Genomic DNA, 14,349 nt, shown 5'->3' on the forward strand with positions numbered 1-14,349 from the left:
TACCGCCTAAGGGCGCTTGTCCCGAAAATCAACGAGCGGGTGGCGGGTGTTGACCAGTTCGACCAGCCGACCCGCCTCGACATGGGTGTAGATTTCGGTCGTCGCGATGTCGGCATGGCCCAGCATCGCCTGCACCGCGCGCAGATCGGCGCCCCCGCCCAGCAAATGGGTGGCAAAGGCATGGCGCAGGACATGCGGGCTCACCCGGTCGGGCGGGATGCCCGCCTCCGCCGCCAGCGCCTTGACCAGTTGATAAAGGCGGATGCGCGAGAGGTGCTTCTTGCCGCCGGGAAACAGCCAAGGCTTGTCCGCCGGGACATGCGCGCGCCACGCGGCCACCGCCGCGCGCGCGCGATCGGAGATCGGCACCATCCGCTCGACCCCGCCCTTGCCGCGCAGGATCAGGAACGGCCGGTCGGGATGGATGGCGTTGCGGGGCAGCGCGACCAGTTCGCTCGCCCGCAGGCCGGAGCCGTAGAGCAGCTCGATCAAGGCCGCGAGCCGCAGGTCGGCGGGGGCCGGATGCGCGGCCGTCACACGCTCGCCGATCGCGGCGAACAGCCGGTCGATATCGGCATGGCTCAGGATCTTGGGGAGCGCGCGCCGCTGGCCCGGACGCGGCAGCACCGAGGAAGGGTCGTCCCCGCGCATCCCCTCTTCGTACAGAAAGGCATAGAAACGGCGCAGCGCCGCCGCCTTGCGCGCCACGGTGGCGTTGGCCAGATCGCACCAGCCGTCCGCCAACCGCCGCAGCGCCGCCTCATCCGCCTCGGCCAGCCCGCCGATCGCCTCGCCCGCCAGCCGCAGGTCGGAGCGATAGGCTGCGACGGTGTTGCCCGCCGCCCCCGCCTCCGCCGCCATCATCTCCAGGAAACGGTCGATCAGCGCCCGGTCGGTCAGGACGGGGTCGGTGGCGCTCATGCCCGCGCGATCGCCTCCGCCGCGATCATCCGCGCCTCGCCGTCCAGCCCGACGCTGCGCAGCGCCTCGACCATGCGGTACAGCGCCTGGGGCGGCACGCCGCTCCAGCTGCCGGTCTGCATACCGATCGCGCAGAGCAGGACGACCATGCCGGTCTGCCCGTCGGCCACCGCCTGTTCCAGCGCCTCGGTCCAGGGATTGCGCTGGCCGATGCGGACGTCGAAGGCTTCGGCCCCGCGCTCCATATCGGCGGCGGACAGGCGGCCGAGCCCGGCCATCGCCGCGAAGAACAGCCGCTGCTTCAACCGCGTGTCGCCGCCCGTGCCCGCATAGCCCGTGATGCGGTCGTACGGGACCTGTCCCTGCTGCTCGGGATCGGTCAGCTCGATCATCGCCCAGCCATCGCCGCCCTGCTTGACCGCGCCGTGCCAGCGCGCCGCGCTGCGATCCAGTCCGGCGGACAGCATCGAGGCGACCAGCCGGTCCGCCTCCTCGCCATCGTCCACCACCGGCAACCGGGCCGCCGCCCGTGCGGTCAGGATCAACCGGCCATAAGGCGTGCGCGCGCCGTCCCCCCAGAGCGAACGGATCGCGCTCAACCGCGCCCCCGCATCCCCGGCGGCATAGGCATTGCGCAGATCGTCGGCGATCGCGCCCTGGGCGCGGCTGGCCTGGTCGTTATCAGCCAGCGCCGCATAGAAATCGACCAGCGCGACGTTGGAGAGCACGCCCATCGCCGCCGCCTGATCGACCACGCTCGCGCGCTCGGTCGCCGGCACGGCAGGCGATGTCGCCAGCCAGCCGCGCACCTGCGGGCCGACATAGGACAGATAGTCTTCGGGGATCGACACGCCGGTCGCGGTCGACAGGCCGAAGCGCCAGGTCGTCAGCCGGTCCGCGCCGCTCCACTCGATCGTCACCGCCCGGCGACCATTGCCGCCCGACCCGATCAGCTTTTCGGCCAGCTTCAGGTCGAAATCGTCGGCGGCGCGCTGTCGCCGGACCTGCCGAACGATCGCGCTGCCACGCGCGGCATCGCCCGCCAGCGCGGCGCACATGCCCTGCGCGACACGGTATCCGACCAGCCCGGTCACCGCCGCACCGCGATCCGCCAGCGGACAGAGCCCGGCCGGATCGCTGGACGCCAGCAGCGCGTTGATCGCGACCTGATAGAGTTTGGGTGTATAATTGGCCGTATCGACCGACTGGACGACCGCGCGCGCGACCTGCGCCTCGCCCATGCGCAGCAACAGCCAGGCGCGTTCGGCGGCGAAATCCGCGCCGTTCACACCATTCGGGGTCGTCAGCTGCGCGGCCAGCGTCCGGCGGAGCAGGATCGACATCCAACGCGACGGCAGCGGGGCGGAAAGCCGCCGCATCAGCGTCTCGGCGACGCGGCCATCGGCCCCGGCGAAGATTTCCGGCCCCATTGCGCCCTCGCGCGGTCCGGCGGGCCCGACCAGCGCCAGCGACCGGCGCGACGAAGCGGGCAGCTCATATTCGGCCAGCGTCCGCGCATCCATCGCCGGGGTCGGCGAAGGGGACGGCATGGGGGTCGGAACCGGGGTCGACAGCGATTCGATCAGCGCGCCGACCGGGTCGGCCTGGGCCGGAGTCGGCGCGGGCGACGGCACCGCGACGGGCGTCCCGCTCGCGACCGGACGCGGCGTGGCGCGGGGCGTCGCGGTGCCACGCGGCGTCGGCCGGGGGGCGCCCGGCGCGCTCGGCTGGCCGAACCCCGGCGGGAGCAGCGATTCGGGACGATCCTGCGCGGCGGCCAGCGCGGCCGCGCCGGCCATCAGAAGCGCGACGGCCCTCGGCACATGGCGGAGGGCGCGACGACGCTTATTGCAGGTTGCCAAGCGAGACCGCCTTTTCGACCTGCGTCACGGGCCGTTCGGTCGCCCGGCCCGAGAGCAGGAACAGCCCCCCGACAATGACGACGAGCAGGACGATAAGCGATACGACCATACGGGACATGAAACGCAAAACCTTATAATGGACCCGTGAAAGCCCGGTCGGTGTTGCCGGGCGCGCGCCCGCTGTATAGCGCAGAGTGCAATGTTGCAAAGCCACAACCCCGTTGATGCAAGCTGGACCGGTTCACCGATCGTGCTCGTCGGCCTGATGGGCGTGGGCAAGTCGACCGTGGGCCGCCGTCTGGCGAATCGGTTGCGCGTGCCCTTCGTCGATGCCGACCACGCGATCGAACAAGCCGCCGGCATGAGCGTGACCGAAATCTTCGAACAATTCGGCGAACCCTATTTCCGCGACGGCGAGCGGCGCGTGATCGCGCGGCTGGTCGATGGCCGTCCCAAGGTGATCGCGACCGGCGGCGGCGCGTTCATCAATGACGAGACCCGCGCGCTGATCCTGGAACAGGCCACCGCCATCTGGCTGAACGCCAGCCCCGAGGTGCTCGCCGAGCGGGTAAGGCGGCGCGACACCCGCCCGCTGCTGCGCGGCAAGGACCCGCTGAAGGTGCTGCGCGAGCTCTCGGCGGTCCGTAATCCGATCTATGCGCTCGCCCCCATTCATGTCTCCAGCAAGCGCGGCCCGCACGAGGCCACCGTCAACGCCATATTGAAAGCCATCGGACGATGAAGACCGTCACCGTGTCGCTGGGCGACCGCAGCTATCCCATCCATATCGAGGCCGGACTGCTGGCGCGCGCGGGCGAGATACTGGCGCCGCTGTCGCGCGGCCGCGCCATGGCGATCGTCACCGACGAGAATGTCCGCCCGCACCTGGCCAAGCTCCAGGCGTCGCTGACCGATGCCGGTGTCGCCAGCGAGGCGATCATCCTGCCGCCGGGCGAGAAGACCAAGAGCTGGGCGATGCTGGAGCGGGTCTGCGACCGGCTGCTCGAGCTGGGGGTGGAGCGGTCGGACCATGTCATCGCGCTGGGCGGCGGGGTGATCGGCGATCTGGTCGGTTTCGCCTGTTCGATCGTCAAGCGCGGCTGCCGCTTCGTCCAGATCCCGACGACGCTGCTGGCGCAGGTCGACTCGTCGGTCGGCGGCAAGACCGCGATCAACACGTCGGCGGGCAAGAACCTGATCGGCGCGTTCCACCAGCCCGCGATGGTGCTGATCGACCCGGCCGTGCTCGACTCACTGCCCGCGCGCCAGGTGCGCGCCGGTTATGCCGAGGTCGTCAAATATGGCCTGATCGACGATTTCGCCTTTTTCGAATGGTGCGAGGCCAACGCCCCCGCGCTGCTGGCAGGCGACGCGGAGGCGCGGGTCCATGCCATCGCGCATTCGGTCGCGGCCAAGGCGCGGATCGTGGCGGCGGACGAACATGAGACGAACGGCATTCGCGCCCTCCTGAACCTCGGCCACACTTTCGGCCATGCGCTGGAGGCGGAGGCCGGGTTCTCCGACCGACTGCTGCATGGCGAGGGCGTCGCAGCCGGTTGCGCGCTCGCCTTCCGCTATTCGGTGCGCAAGGGGATTTGCGAAGGGCAGGATGCCGAGCGGGTCGCCGCGCATCTGCGCGCGGTCGGCCTGCCCGACGGCCTCGCCGCCGCCGGGATCGATGCGCCGTCCGCGACGTTGGTCGAGCATATGAAGCACGACAAGAAAATGGCGGCGGGCACCCTGCCCTTCCTGCTGGCGCGCGGGATCGGCCGGACCTATCTCGACAAGACGGTCGATCTGGCCGACGTGGCGGCGTTCCTGGACACGGAAGCGCGCTGATGCCCAATGGCGTCCGCAAGCAGGATTTGCCGAGCAAGACCTGCCCGGCCTGCGGACGCCCCTTCACCTGGCGCAAGAAATGGGCGCGGGACTGGGACCAGGTCGTCTATTGCTCGGATGCTTGCCGCAGGAAGCGGTGAGGTTTTCGCTTGGCCTTCGACTTCGCTCAGGCTGAACGGAGGTGAGAGTGGCCCGACCCGTTCAGCCTGAGCGAAGTCGAAGGCCAAGTCCCACCCTATCCCCGCACCACCTTCCCCGCCGCCAGCGCGCGCTCGCGCCCCTCACGGTGGCCGATGATCTTGGCCGGATAGCCCTTGGGCCGCCGTCCCGCTTCTTCGGGATCATGGATCACCGCATCGGGCAGGTCGCGCAATTCGGGCACCCATTGGCGGATGTAGTCCCCCGCGTCGAACTTCTCCGACTGGCTGAGCGGCGCCATGATCCGGCCGAACATATTGGCGTCGATCCCGGTCCCCGCCACCCATTGCCAGTTCACAGAATTATTACCGTAATCGGCATCGACCAGACAGTCCCAGAACCAGCGTTCGCCTTCGCGCCAGTCGATCAGCAGATGCTTGATGAGGAAGGAGGCGGCGATCATCCGTACCCGGTTGTGCATCCATCCGGTCGTCCAGAGCTGGCGCATCCCGGCATCGACGATGGGGTATCCGGTCCTGCCGGTCTGCCACGCCTTGAGGTCGGCCTCCGCCGCCTCGCCCGTGCGCCAGGGCAGGCGATCGAACGCCTCGCGCCCGTTGCGATCGGCATAATCGGGCAGCGCCATCACCACGCCATCGGTGAAGTCGCGCCACGCCAGTTCCTTGCGGAACGTCTCGGTATCGCCATGCCGGTCGAGCGAGTGCCAGACCGCGCGCGGCGATACCTCGCCGAAATGCAGATGCGGCGACAGGCGCGAGCTTCCCTCCTCGGACGGCATGTTGCGCGCGGTGTCATAGGCCGAGGCCTTGGCCCCGAAATCCGCCATCCGCTCGCGCGCGGCCGCCTCGCCCGGTTCCCAGTCCTGGCCGAAGCCGGTCGACCAGTCGGGCTTGGTCGGTAGCAGCTTCCACGCGGCCAGCGCCTCGCCCTCGGGCCATGCCTCCGGTGCATCCAGCCGGTCGGGCGCGTCGAGCGGATGGGCGGGCGGCATATGGCCCTGCAAGCCCTTCCAAAAGGCCGAATAGATGCGGAACGGCTTGCCCCCGCCCGTCGTCACGCATTCGGGGCGGGCCAGGTGATTGCCGTCATGCAGGGTCAGCACATCGCTTAGTTCGTCCTCCGCCGCGCGCCACCAGGGTTCGTAATGGCGGATGGCATGGACGTGCGCGGCGCCCGTCTCCTCGACCAGCGCGCGGATCGCCGCGACCGCCGACCCGCGCCGCAGGATCAGGCGACTGCCCAGCGCCTCCAGATCCTTGCCCAGCGAGGTGAGGCTGTGATGCAGCCACCAACGCTGCGCGCCGCCGATCCGCCAGTCGCCGGGCGTCTCATCGTCCAGGATATAGACCGGGATGACCGGCCCCGCCTGCGCCGCCTCCAGAAGCGCGGGCTGATCGTGAAGGCGGAGGTCCTGGCGAAACCAGACAATATGCGGGGATGTCATGCAGCCGTTACGTTTCGATCCCGTTCCGGTTCCCCGCGTTCCGGTCGCCGCGCCAATCGCTGGCCCAATCTCTGGCCCAGCGTCATGAGCGCGGTGACGTGCCGCTCGGCGATGGCCATGACGTCGTCGCCATAACCGCCGCCCACCGTGCTGGCGAGCGGCAGCGCGTGCGCCAGCGCCAGATCGGCGATCAGGTTTTCGCGCGCGACCAGCCCCGCCTGGCTGAGCGACAAGCGTCCCAGCCGGTCGTCGACAAAGGGATCGACGCCTGCCTGATACAAAATAATGTCCGGCCTATGCTCGGCGAGGAACGGGCGCAGCGTCGCCTCCAGCTCGGCCAGATAACCGTCATCGTCCACCCCGTCGGGCAATCCGACATCCAGCGTCGAGCGTGCCTTGCGCGCGGGGAAGTTCTTTTCGGCATGGATCGAATAGGTGACGATATCGGGCCGCCCGGCGGTCAGCGCCGCCGTGCCGTCGCCCTGATGCACGTCGCAGTCGATGATGGCGACGCGGTCGACCGTCCCCTCCTCGACCAGACGCACCGCCGTGATCGCCAGGTCATTGAACACGCAATAGCCCGCGCCCGTCGTCGCCAGCGCATGATGGCTGCCCCCGGCGGTGTTGGCGGCAAAGCCATGCTCCAGCGCCAGCATCGCCGCGGTCCAGCTTCCTCCCGGCACCGCCTGCGCCCGAAACGCGACCTGTTCGGTCACGGGAAAGCCGATCCGCCGCGTCTTGTCCGGCGGCACCCGCGCCTCCAGCACCTCGGCGACATAATCGGGATCATGCACCGCCTCCAGCCAGCGGCGCGGGATCAGGGACGGCTCTGTCCAGGCGACATCATCCCCCTTCGCGCGCAGCAGGTCGCGGATCGCGCCATTCTTGCCCCAGCGATAGGTGGAGCGGGCCGGGGCCTCCGTCACATAGGACGGGTGATGGACGACATGGATCATGCGCCCTAGTTAGGAAGCCATGACCCGCGATAGGAGGGCCCCGGCCCCGTTGCCCGAACTGCGCGCCGATGTCGCCCGCTTCCTCGGCTATTACAACCGCCTGCCCGGCCCACCGCAGCATGAGCTGGGGCCCGAGGGTGCGCGCCGGATGATGCGTGCGGCGCGCGACCTGACCGATCCGCCGGTCGGGCCGCTCGGCACCGATCGCGCCTTCACGATAGACGGACCGGCAGGTCCGATCCCGGCGCGGCGGTTCGATCCGCGCGAGGAGCGTGCGCCCGGCCCGGTCGTGCTGTTCTGCCATGGCGGCGGCTTCGTCATCGGCGATATTTACACCCACGCCTCGCTGGCGGCCGAGATGGCGCGGCGGCTCGACCTGCCGGTCGTGTCGGTCGATTACCGCCTCGCCCCCGAACATCCCTGGCCCGCCGCACCCGAGGATTGCGAGGCCGCCGCGCGCTGGCTGACGGGACAGCCGGGTACGACCGGGTTGATCGTTACCGGCGACAGCGCGGGCGGGACGCTCGCCACCGTCACCGCCATGGCGCTGCGCGACCGGCCCGCCGCCGTGCCGGTGATCGCGCAGGGGCTGCTCTATCCCGCGACCGACATGGGCCGCGCGCATCCGTCCTTGCGCGATTTCGCCGAGGGGCATTTCCTGACGCGGGCGATGCTGGACTGGTTCGTCGCCTGCTATGCCGCCGACCTGGGCGATGTCCGCGCCGCCCCGATGCGCGGCGACCTGACCGCCATGCCGCCCGCCGTCATCGTCACCGCCGAATGCGATCCGATCCGCGACCAGGGCCGCGCCTATGCCGCCGCGCTGGCGCGCGCGGGCGTGCCGGTCACCTTCCGCGAGGCGCGGGGCACGATCCACGGCTTTGCGACGCTTCGCAAGGCGATCCCCTCCGGCGTTGCCGACCTCACCGGATTTCTGCTTGCGTTGCGCGCACTGATCGCCGAGGCGATGGGGCATAGCGAAATGGGACAACAGCCATGACCGACCTTCCCTATCGCCCCTGCGCGGGCGTCATCCTGATGAACCGCGACGGCCGGGTCTTTGTCGGCCAGCGGATCGATTCGACGCTGGAGGCGTGGCAGCTGCCGCAGGGCGGGATCGATCCGGGCGAGGATGCCGATGCGGCGGGGCTTCGCGAGCTGTTCGAGGAAACCGGCGTCACCGCCGACAAGGTCGAATTGATCGCCAGGGCCCCCCGCGAGCTGACCTATGACCTGCCCGAGGACATGATCGGCAAGGTGTGGAAGGACAAATGGCGCGGCCAGCGGCAGATCTGGTTCCTCTATCGCTTTCTGGGCGAGGACGGCGACATCCGCATCGACACCGAGCATCCCGAATTCCGCGCCTGGCGCTGGGCCGAGCCGGAGACGCTGCCCGCGATGATCGTGCCGTTCAAGAAGGCGCTGTACGAGGAACTGCTGGTCGTCTTCGCGGCGCATTTCACCGCAGGGTACGGGGCCCGCACCGTTTCCGCGGAACCGCCAAAGGCGTAAGGCACGAACCATGAAGACCCGGCTGTTGCTGATCCCCATGGCGCTCGGCCTGCTGGCCAATGCCGAGCCGAACGATCCCGACCCCGCGCTGATCCCGCCGCCGATCCGTGCCATGCTGGAGGCCGCGATCGCCAGCGGGAACGAGACCGAGATCACCACGGTCGTCAAATATGCCCGCAACGCCGTGCCCGAGGCCGCCGACGCGATCGATGCGATGGCCGATGTCTGGCGCGACGAAAAGACCGCCAGCCGCAGCCGGACGCTGCGCGAGGCGACCTTTTTCGACCTGTGGCATGGCCGCGTCGAACTGGGCGGGTTCGCGACGACGGGCAACAGCCAGAATCTGGGGCTGACCGGCGTGCTCGACCTGACGCGCGAGGGGCTGCAATGGCGGCACAAGCTGCACGTCCAGGGCGATTATCAGGAGAGCTTCAGCGTCACCAGCCGCGAACATTATGTCGCGTCCTACGAACCCAATTACAAACTCAGCGCGAACAATTACGTTTACGGCGCCGCGCAATATGAAGGCGACCGTTTCCTCGGCTATTTCAACCGTTTCTCGGCTTCGGCGGGTGCGGGTTACAGCGCGATCCGGAAACCCCGCATGACGCTGGACGTCGAACTCGGCCCGGCGTTCCGGCATACCGAGTTCACCGACGGTCGGATCGAAAGCGCGCTGGCGGCGCGCGGCAACCTGAATTTCGTCTGGAAGCTGACCCCAGCCATGTCGCTGACCCAGAGCGCCTCGGCCTATCTCCAGAAGTTCAACAGCACGATCGGCACCAATTCGGCGCTGAACGCCAAGGTGTTCGGGCCGCTCTCCGCGCAGATTTCGTATAATGTCCAGTATGAAAGCCAGCCACCGGCGGGCCGCCAGACGACCGACACGATCACCCGCGCCTCGGTGGTGTACAGCTTCTGACGCGGCGGGGGGTTCACCTGCCCCCATGGCATGGCATAGTCTCGCGCGATGGAGAGACTGACACCCATCGAACGCGACGCCGTGGCATCCGCCGCCGCCTATCCGATGCTGCCGCTGGTCGAGCAATGGGCCGCGATCAACAGCGGCACGCGCAACCTGCCCGGACTGGCGATCATGGCCGATCGGCTGGCCGAGCGATTCGGCACCCTGCCCGGCACGCTGACGCTGGTCGATCCCGACCGGGTCGAGCGGGTCGGCGCGGACGGGCGGCTCGCCCCCCTCGACCATGGCCGCCACCTGCATCTCTCGGTCCGGCGCGACGCGCCGGTGCAGATGCTGTTCACCGGCCATATGGACACCGTCTATCCGGCCGACCACCCCTTTCAGGCGGTGACGCGGCTCGACGCCAACCGCATCGGCGGACCCGGCGTCGCCGACATGAAGGGCGGGCTGGCGGTCCTGCTCGCCGCGCTCCAGGCGGTGGAGGCGAGCCCGCTGGCCGAACGGTTCGGCTATGACGTCCTCATCAACTCCGACGAGGAGACCGGCTCCGCATCGTCGGCGGCGCTGATCGCGCGGGTCGCGGCGGGCAAGGTCGCCGCGCTGACCTATGAACCCGCGCTGCCCGACGGGACGCTGGCGGGGGCGCGCGGCGGCACCGGCAATTTCACCATCGTCGTGCGCGGGCGCAGCGCCCATGCGGGCCGCAATCCCGAGGAAGGGCGCAACGCCATCGTCGCCGCCGCACGGATCACGCTGGAACTGGCGCGGCTGGGCTCGGACGACATCACCGTCAACCCGGCGCGGATCGATGGCGGCGGGCCGAACAATGTCGTGCCCGACCTCGCCATGCTGCACGTCAATTTCCGCCCCCGCGCGCTCGCCGCGATCGAGCGGACCGGCCCCGCGATGCAGGCCATTGCCGAGCGGATCGCCGCCGAGCATGACGTGGGCGTGGCGGTGCATGGCAGCTTCAACCGTCCGCCCAAACCGATCGACGACGGTGCGGCCCGGCTGTTCGAGACGGTGCGCGCGGCGGGCGGCGATCTGGGTCTGACCATCGGCTGGCGCGACACGGGCGGGGTGTGCGACGGCAACAACATCGCCGCGGCCGGGGTTCCGGTGGTCGACACCATGGGCGTTCGCGGCGGCGCGATCCACTCGGCGGAGGAATATATGTTGATCGACAGCCTAGCCGAACGCGCGGGCTTGTCGGCGCTGACCATCCTGCGCATCATCGGTGCCGCATGAGCAGCTTCTGCATCCGCCCCGCGGTCGATAGCGACCTTCGCCATCTGTATGAAATGGCCAAGCTGACCGGCGGCGGCTTCACCAACCTGCCCCCCGACCGCCGCGCCCTGACCGCCAAGCTGGGGCGCAGCCATGAGGCCTTTGCCGGTGACGGCGACGGCAAGGTCAAGGACGAGCTGTTCGTCCTGATGCTGGAGGACCGCGCGACCGGCGAGGTGCGCGGCACCTGCCAGATCTTCACCCATGTCGGGCAGAAACATCCTTTCTACAGCTATCGCATCGGCACGCTGACCCAGCATAGCCGCGAGCTGGAGCGCACCTTCCGCGCCGAGATGCTGTCGCTGACCACCGACCTGGAGGGCGCGAGCGAGGTCGGCGGGCTGTTCCTGCATCCCGGCGAGCGCGCGGGCGGGCTGGGCCTGTTGCTCGCGCGCAGTCGCTACCTGTTCATGCGCGCCAACCGGGCGCGCTTCGCCGACCGGGTGCTGGCCGAGCTGCGCGGGGTGATCGACGAGGCGGGCGGATCGCCCTTCTGGGACGGGCTGGCGGGGCGCTTCTTCGGGATGAATTTCCAGGAAGCCGACCAGTTCAATGCGATCCACGGCCACCAGTTCATCGCCGACCTGATGCCCAAGCATCCCATCTACACCGCGATGCTGACCGACACCGCGCGCGCCGCGATCGGCCTGCCCCACCCCTCGGGCCGCGCGGCGATGCGGATGCTGGAGAATGAGGGCTTCGCCTTCGAGCATTATATCGACATCTTCGACGGCGGTCCGACCATGACCGCGCGGACCGACCAGGTGCGCACCATCCGCGACGCGCGCGAGAGCCGGGTGGTCGCGATCGACGCGCATCCGGGGCGCGAGGCACTGGTGGCGGCGGGACGGCTGACCGACTTCCGCTGCGCGCTGGCCGAGGTGCGCGACGGGGACGGCGGGGTCATCCTGTCCGAACAGGCCGCCAACACGCTCGACCTGGCGGTCGGCGACAGCGTCCTGCATATCGATCGGTGAGCGTCATGCTGAGAGAGATCAACTTCGACGGCATCATCGGGCCGAGCCACAATTATGCGGGGCTCAGCCATGGCAATCTCGCCGCGACCCGCAATGCGGGGAGGACTTCGCACCCCCGCGCCGCCGCGCTTCAGGGGATCGCCAAGATGCGCGCGAATCTCGACCTGGGACTGGTACAGGGCATCCTCCTGCCGCATCCCCGGCCCGATCATGGCTGGCTCGGGCGGCTGGCGACCGACTATGACACCGCCTCGCCCGTCCTGAAGGCGCAAAGCCTGTCCGCCTCGGCGATGTGGGCAGCCAATGCGGCGACCGTCTCGCCCGCGCCCGACACGCGCGACGGGCGATGCCACCTGACTGTCGCCAACCTGCTGACCATGGCGCATCGCAGCCACGAATGGCCCGCGACGCTGGCGCAGCTCAAGCTGATCTTCGCCGATCCCGCCTTCGTCGTCCATCCGCCGGTCCCCGCCCCGTTCGGCGACGAGGGCGCGGCCAACCACATGCGGCTGTGCAGCGGCCACGATCATCCCGGGGTCGAGATCTTCGTCTATGGCGAGAGCGGCGGCCCCTTCCCGGCGCGCCAGCACCGTCAGGCGTGCGAGGCCGTGGCGCGCGCGCATCGCCTGTCGCCCGACCGGGTGCTGTTCGCGCGCCAGTCGGATGCCGCCATCGCGGCGGGCGCCTTCCACAACGATGTCGTCGCGGTCGCCAATGAACGCGTGCTGTTCGCGCATGAACAGGCCTTTGCCGACCGGGAGAGCCTCCACGCCGACCTGCGCACCCTGATGCCCGATGTCGAGCTCGTCGAGGTGCCCGCCGCGCGGGTCAGCCTGGAGGATGCGATCACCTCCTATCTGTTCAACGCGCAGCTCGTCACGCCGCCGGACGGCCAGCCCACGCTGATCCTGCCGCAAGAGGCGCGCGACAACGCCGCCGTCTGGTCCTGGCTACAGGAGCATGTCGCGGGCAATGGCCCGATCCGGCGGCTGGAGGTGGTGAACGTCCGCGAATCGATGGCCAATGGCGGCGGCCCCGCCTGTCTGCGGCTGCGCGTCGTCGCCAACCCCGCCACCATCGACCCGCGCTTCCTGGTCGATCATGCCGCGCTCGACCGGATCGCCGCCGTCGTCGAGGCGCATTGGCCCGAGGCGATCGATCCGACCGGGATCGCCGATCCCCGCCTGATCGCACAGGTCGAGGGGGCCCGGCGCGCGCTGCTGGAATCGCTCGACTGTCTCATATTGGCCGCCGGTTGAGGCTTGGCGCGGGGCCTGAGCGGTGGTGTAAAGCGCCGCATGTGGTCCCGCCTGGTCGCCCTGTTCACCATCAAGACGAAGTTCGAGGCGTTTCTCGTCATCTATGGACTCGGCCTGGGCGCGGTCGAGCGCGGGATGCATTATCTGACCGCTTATCCGGGACTTCCCGGCAAGATCCTGTTCGCCGCCTGCCCCATTGCGGTGTTCATGGCGGGTGCGCGGATTCTCGACTCGCTGGAGCGGGACTATCGCGATTGACAGGATAAGTTGGTCGCGCGGTTCGCTGGCGACATTATCTGACAATCCGATGACTGGCCTAACCCACCTTCAGCGCCTCGAAGCCGAGAGCATCCACATCCTGCGCGAAGTCGTTGCCGAGACCGAAAGGCCGGTGATGCTCTATTCGGTCGGCAAGGATTCGGCCGTGATGCTCCATCTGGCCAAGAAGGCGTTCTTCCCGGCGCGCCCGCCCTTCCCGCTGCTCCATGTCGACACGACCTGGAAGTTCCAGGCGATGTACGAACTGCGCAACCGTGCCGCCGAGGCGGCGGGGATGGAGCTGATCGTCCACCGCAATCCGGAGGCAGAGGCACTGAGCATCAACCCCTTCGACCATGGCAGCCGCCACACCGACATGTGGAAGACCGAGGGGTTGAAGCAGGCGCTGACTGCGGGCGGCTATGACGCGGCATTCGGCGGCGCGCGGCGCGACGAGGAGAAGAGCCGCGCGAAGGAGCGCGTCTTCTCCTTCCGCTCGGCCGCGCATGGCTGGGACCCCAAGGCGCAGCGGCCCGAGCTGTGGAACCTCTACAACAGCCGCATCCACAAGGGGGAGAGCATCCGCGTCTTCCCGCTGTCCAACTGGACCGAGCTCGATATCTGGCAGTATATCCTGCAGGAAGGCATCGAGATCGTGCCGCTCTATTTCGCCGCCCCCCGCCCGACGGTGGAGCGCGACGGGATGCTGCTGATGGTCGATGACGACCGTTTCCGCCTGCGGCCGGGCGAGGTGCCGGTCGAACGCTCGATCCGCTTCCGCACGCTGGGCTGCTATCCGCTGACCGGCGCGGTCGAGAGCGAGGCGGCGACGCTGTCCGAGGTCATTCAGGAAATGCTGCTGACCACCACCTCGGAGCGTCAGGGGCGCGCGATCGACCATGATCAGGCCGCCAGCATGGAGAAGAAGAAGCGCGAGGGGTATTTCTGAG

The 14,349-nt window shown here is 69.0% G+C and carries 16 protein-coding genes; 11 read left to right on the forward strand and 5 right to left on the reverse strand.

What is annotated here, in order from left to right:
• Positions 1-6 precede the first annotated feature (6 nt).
• Genes ABIC44_RS01695 through ABIC44_RS01705 form a run of 3 tightly spaced genes read right to left on the reverse strand, consistent with a single transcriptional unit; the run spans position 7 to position 2,901 of the window.
• Entirely contained in the window at positions 7-921 is a 915-nt protein-coding gene (locus ABIC44_RS01695; RefSeq protein ID WP_354293253.1) for a tyrosine-type recombinase/integrase, read from the reverse strand.
• Positions 918-2,720, reverse strand: a complete 1,803-nt coding sequence (locus ABIC44_RS01700) for a hypothetical protein (protein ID WP_354293254.1) — start codon at positions 2,718-2,720, stop codon at positions 918-920. The genes ABIC44_RS01695 and ABIC44_RS01700 overlap by 4 nt, the downstream gene beginning before the upstream one ends.
• 46 nt (positions 2,721-2,766) lie before the next feature.
• On the reverse strand, positions 2,767-2,901 hold the full coding sequence (locus tag ABIC44_RS01705; RefSeq protein ID WP_307099327.1) for a hypothetical protein: 135 nt from the start codon (positions 2,899-2,901) through the stop codon (positions 2,767-2,769).
• An 81-nt stretch (positions 2,902-2,982) separates the two neighbouring features.
• On the opposite strand from ABIC44_RS01705, the gene ABIC44_RS01710 reads away from it, so the two are divergent.
• The 3 genes from ABIC44_RS01710 to ABIC44_RS01720 are packed head-to-tail and all read left to right on the forward strand — an operon-like array spanning position 2,983 to position 4,762.
• The gene (locus ABIC44_RS01710) at positions 2,983-3,525 is read left to right on the forward strand and encodes a shikimate kinase (RefSeq protein ID WP_307099329.1); all 543 of its coding nucleotides are present in this window, start codon (positions 2,983-2,985) and stop codon (positions 3,523-3,525) included.
• Positions 3,522-4,622, forward strand: coding sequence for a 3-dehydroquinate synthase (aroB, locus tag ABIC44_RS01715; RefSeq protein ID WP_354293255.1), 1,101 nt, complete (start codon positions 3,522-3,524; stop codon positions 4,620-4,622). The genes ABIC44_RS01710 and aroB overlap by 4 nt, the downstream gene beginning before the upstream one ends.
• Positions 4,622-4,762 (forward strand): DUF2256 domain-containing protein, encoded by a 141-nt coding sequence (locus tag ABIC44_RS01720; RefSeq protein ID WP_183950758.1) that lies wholly within the window; start codon positions 4,622-4,624, stop codon positions 4,760-4,762. Before aroB ends, ABIC44_RS01720 begins: the two co-directional genes overlap by 1 nt.
• A 95-nt stretch (positions 4,763-4,857) precedes the next feature.
• On the opposite strand, the gene ABIC44_RS01725 is transcribed toward ABIC44_RS01720, so the two are convergent.
• Both ABIC44_RS01725 and ABIC44_RS01730 read right to left on the reverse strand, forming a co-directional pair.
• Complete coding sequence (locus ABIC44_RS01725; RefSeq protein ID WP_354293256.1) at positions 4,858-6,225, reverse strand: cryptochrome/photolyase family protein; 1,368 nt, start codon at positions 6,223-6,225, stop codon at positions 4,858-4,860.
• Complete coding sequence (locus ABIC44_RS01730; RefSeq protein ID WP_354293257.1) at positions 6,222-7,181, reverse strand: histone deacetylase family protein; 960 nt, start codon at positions 7,179-7,181, stop codon at positions 6,222-6,224. Before ABIC44_RS01730 ends, ABIC44_RS01725 begins: the two co-directional genes overlap by 4 nt.
• Positions 7,182-7,200: 19 nt before the next feature.
• Between ABIC44_RS01730 and ABIC44_RS01735 the strand changes: the two genes are divergently transcribed.
• From ABIC44_RS01735 to cysD, 8 genes are read left to right on the forward strand one after another with little or no spacing between them, the layout of a single operon-like run.
• On the forward strand, positions 7,201-8,181 hold the full coding sequence (locus tag ABIC44_RS01735; protein WP_354293258.1) for an alpha/beta hydrolase: 981 nt from the start codon (positions 7,201-7,203) through the stop codon (positions 8,179-8,181).
• On the forward strand, positions 8,178-8,693 hold the full coding sequence (locus ABIC44_RS01740; protein WP_354293259.1) for an RNA pyrophosphohydrolase: 516 nt from the start codon (positions 8,178-8,180) through the stop codon (positions 8,691-8,693). Before ABIC44_RS01735 ends, ABIC44_RS01740 begins: the two co-directional genes overlap by 4 nt.
• 10 nt (positions 8,694-8,703) lie before the next feature.
• A complete protein-coding gene (locus tag ABIC44_RS01745; RefSeq protein ID WP_354293260.1) occupies positions 8,704-9,615 on the forward strand; it encodes a DUF481 domain-containing protein in 912 nt (303 codons plus the stop codon).
• 48 nt (positions 9,616-9,663) lie between these two features.
• Positions 9,664-10,866, forward strand: a complete 1,203-nt coding sequence (locus ABIC44_RS01750; protein ID WP_309696002.1) for a hydrolase — start codon at positions 9,664-9,666, stop codon at positions 10,864-10,866.
• Positions 10,863-11,882 carry an arginine N-succinyltransferase gene (locus ABIC44_RS01755; RefSeq protein WP_354293261.1) on the forward strand — a complete coding sequence of 340 codons (1,020 nt, stop codon included), beginning with the start codon at positions 10,863-10,865 and terminating at the stop codon, positions 11,880-11,882. The genes ABIC44_RS01750 and ABIC44_RS01755 overlap by 4 nt, the downstream gene beginning before the upstream one ends.
• Before the next feature lie 5 nt (positions 11,883-11,887).
• Complete coding sequence (locus tag ABIC44_RS01760) at positions 11,888-13,141, forward strand: N-succinylarginine dihydrolase (RefSeq protein WP_354293262.1); 1,254 nt, start codon at positions 11,888-11,890, stop codon at positions 13,139-13,141.
• A gap of 39 nt (positions 13,142-13,180) precedes the next feature.
• Entirely contained in the window at positions 13,181-13,399 is a 219-nt protein-coding gene (locus ABIC44_RS01765; RefSeq protein ID WP_307099352.1) for a hypothetical protein, read from the forward strand.
• 49 nt (positions 13,400-13,448) lie between these two features.
• Positions 13,449-14,348, forward strand: coding sequence for a sulfate adenylyltransferase subunit CysD (gene cysD / locus ABIC44_RS01770; RefSeq protein ID WP_354293263.1), 900 nt, complete (start codon positions 13,449-13,451; stop codon positions 14,346-14,348).
• The last annotated feature ends 1 nt before the right edge of the window (position 14,349 follow it).

Source organism: Sphingomonas sp. 1185 (assembly GCF_040544655.1).
Taxonomy (GTDB): Bacteria; Pseudomonadota; Alphaproteobacteria; order Sphingomonadales; family Sphingomonadaceae; genus Sphingomonas.

Bases quoted from the DNA above. Each gene is read 5' to 3' on its own strand.
- ABIC44_RS01695 (WP_354293253.1), bottom strand. From the start codon at position 921: ATGAGCGCCACCGACCCCGTCCTGACCGACCGGGCGCTGATCGACCGT.
- ABIC44_RS01700 (WP_354293254.1), bottom strand. From the start codon at position 2,720: ATGGCCGGCGCGGCCGCGCTGGCCGCCGCGCAGGATCGTCCCGAATCG.
- ABIC44_RS01705 (WP_307099327.1), bottom strand. From the start codon at position 2,901: ATGTCCCGTATGGTCGTATCGCTTATCGTCCTGCTCGTCGTCATTGTC.
- ABIC44_RS01710 (WP_307099329.1), top strand. From the start codon at position 2,983: ATGTTGCAAAGCCACAACCCCGTTGATGCAAGCTGGACCGGTTCACCG.
- aroB (WP_354293255.1), top strand. From the start codon at position 3,522: ATGAAGACCGTCACCGTGTCGCTGGGCGACCGCAGCTATCCCATCCAT.
- ABIC44_RS01720 (WP_183950758.1), top strand. From the start codon at position 4,622: ATGCCCAATGGCGTCCGCAAGCAGGATTTGCCGAGCAAGACCTGCCCG.
- ABIC44_RS01725 (WP_354293256.1), bottom strand. From the start codon at position 6,225: ATGACATCCCCGCATATTGTCTGGTTTCGCCAGGACCTCCGCCTTCAC.
- ABIC44_RS01730 (WP_354293257.1), bottom strand. From the start codon at position 7,181: ATGATCCATGTCGTCCATCACCCGTCCTATGTGACGGAGGCCCCGGCC.
- ABIC44_RS01735 (WP_354293258.1), top strand. From the start codon at position 7,201: ATGACCCGCGATAGGAGGGCCCCGGCCCCGTTGCCCGAACTGCGCGCC.
- ABIC44_RS01740 (WP_354293259.1), top strand. From the start codon at position 8,178: ATGACCGACCTTCCCTATCGCCCCTGCGCGGGCGTCATCCTGATGAAC.
- ABIC44_RS01745 (WP_354293260.1), top strand. From the start codon at position 8,704: ATGAAGACCCGGCTGTTGCTGATCCCCATGGCGCTCGGCCTGCTGGCC.
- ABIC44_RS01750 (WP_309696002.1), top strand. From the start codon at position 9,664: ATGGAGAGACTGACACCCATCGAACGCGACGCCGTGGCATCCGCCGCC.
- ABIC44_RS01755 (WP_354293261.1), top strand. From the start codon at position 10,863: ATGAGCAGCTTCTGCATCCGCCCCGCGGTCGATAGCGACCTTCGCCAT.
- ABIC44_RS01760 (WP_354293262.1), top strand. From the start codon at position 11,888: ATGCTGAGAGAGATCAACTTCGACGGCATCATCGGGCCGAGCCACAAT.
- ABIC44_RS01765 (WP_307099352.1), top strand. From the start codon at position 13,181: ATGTGGTCCCGCCTGGTCGCCCTGTTCACCATCAAGACGAAGTTCGAG.
- cysD (WP_354293263.1), top strand. From the start codon at position 13,449: ATGACTGGCCTAACCCACCTTCAGCGCCTCGAAGCCGAGAGCATCCAC.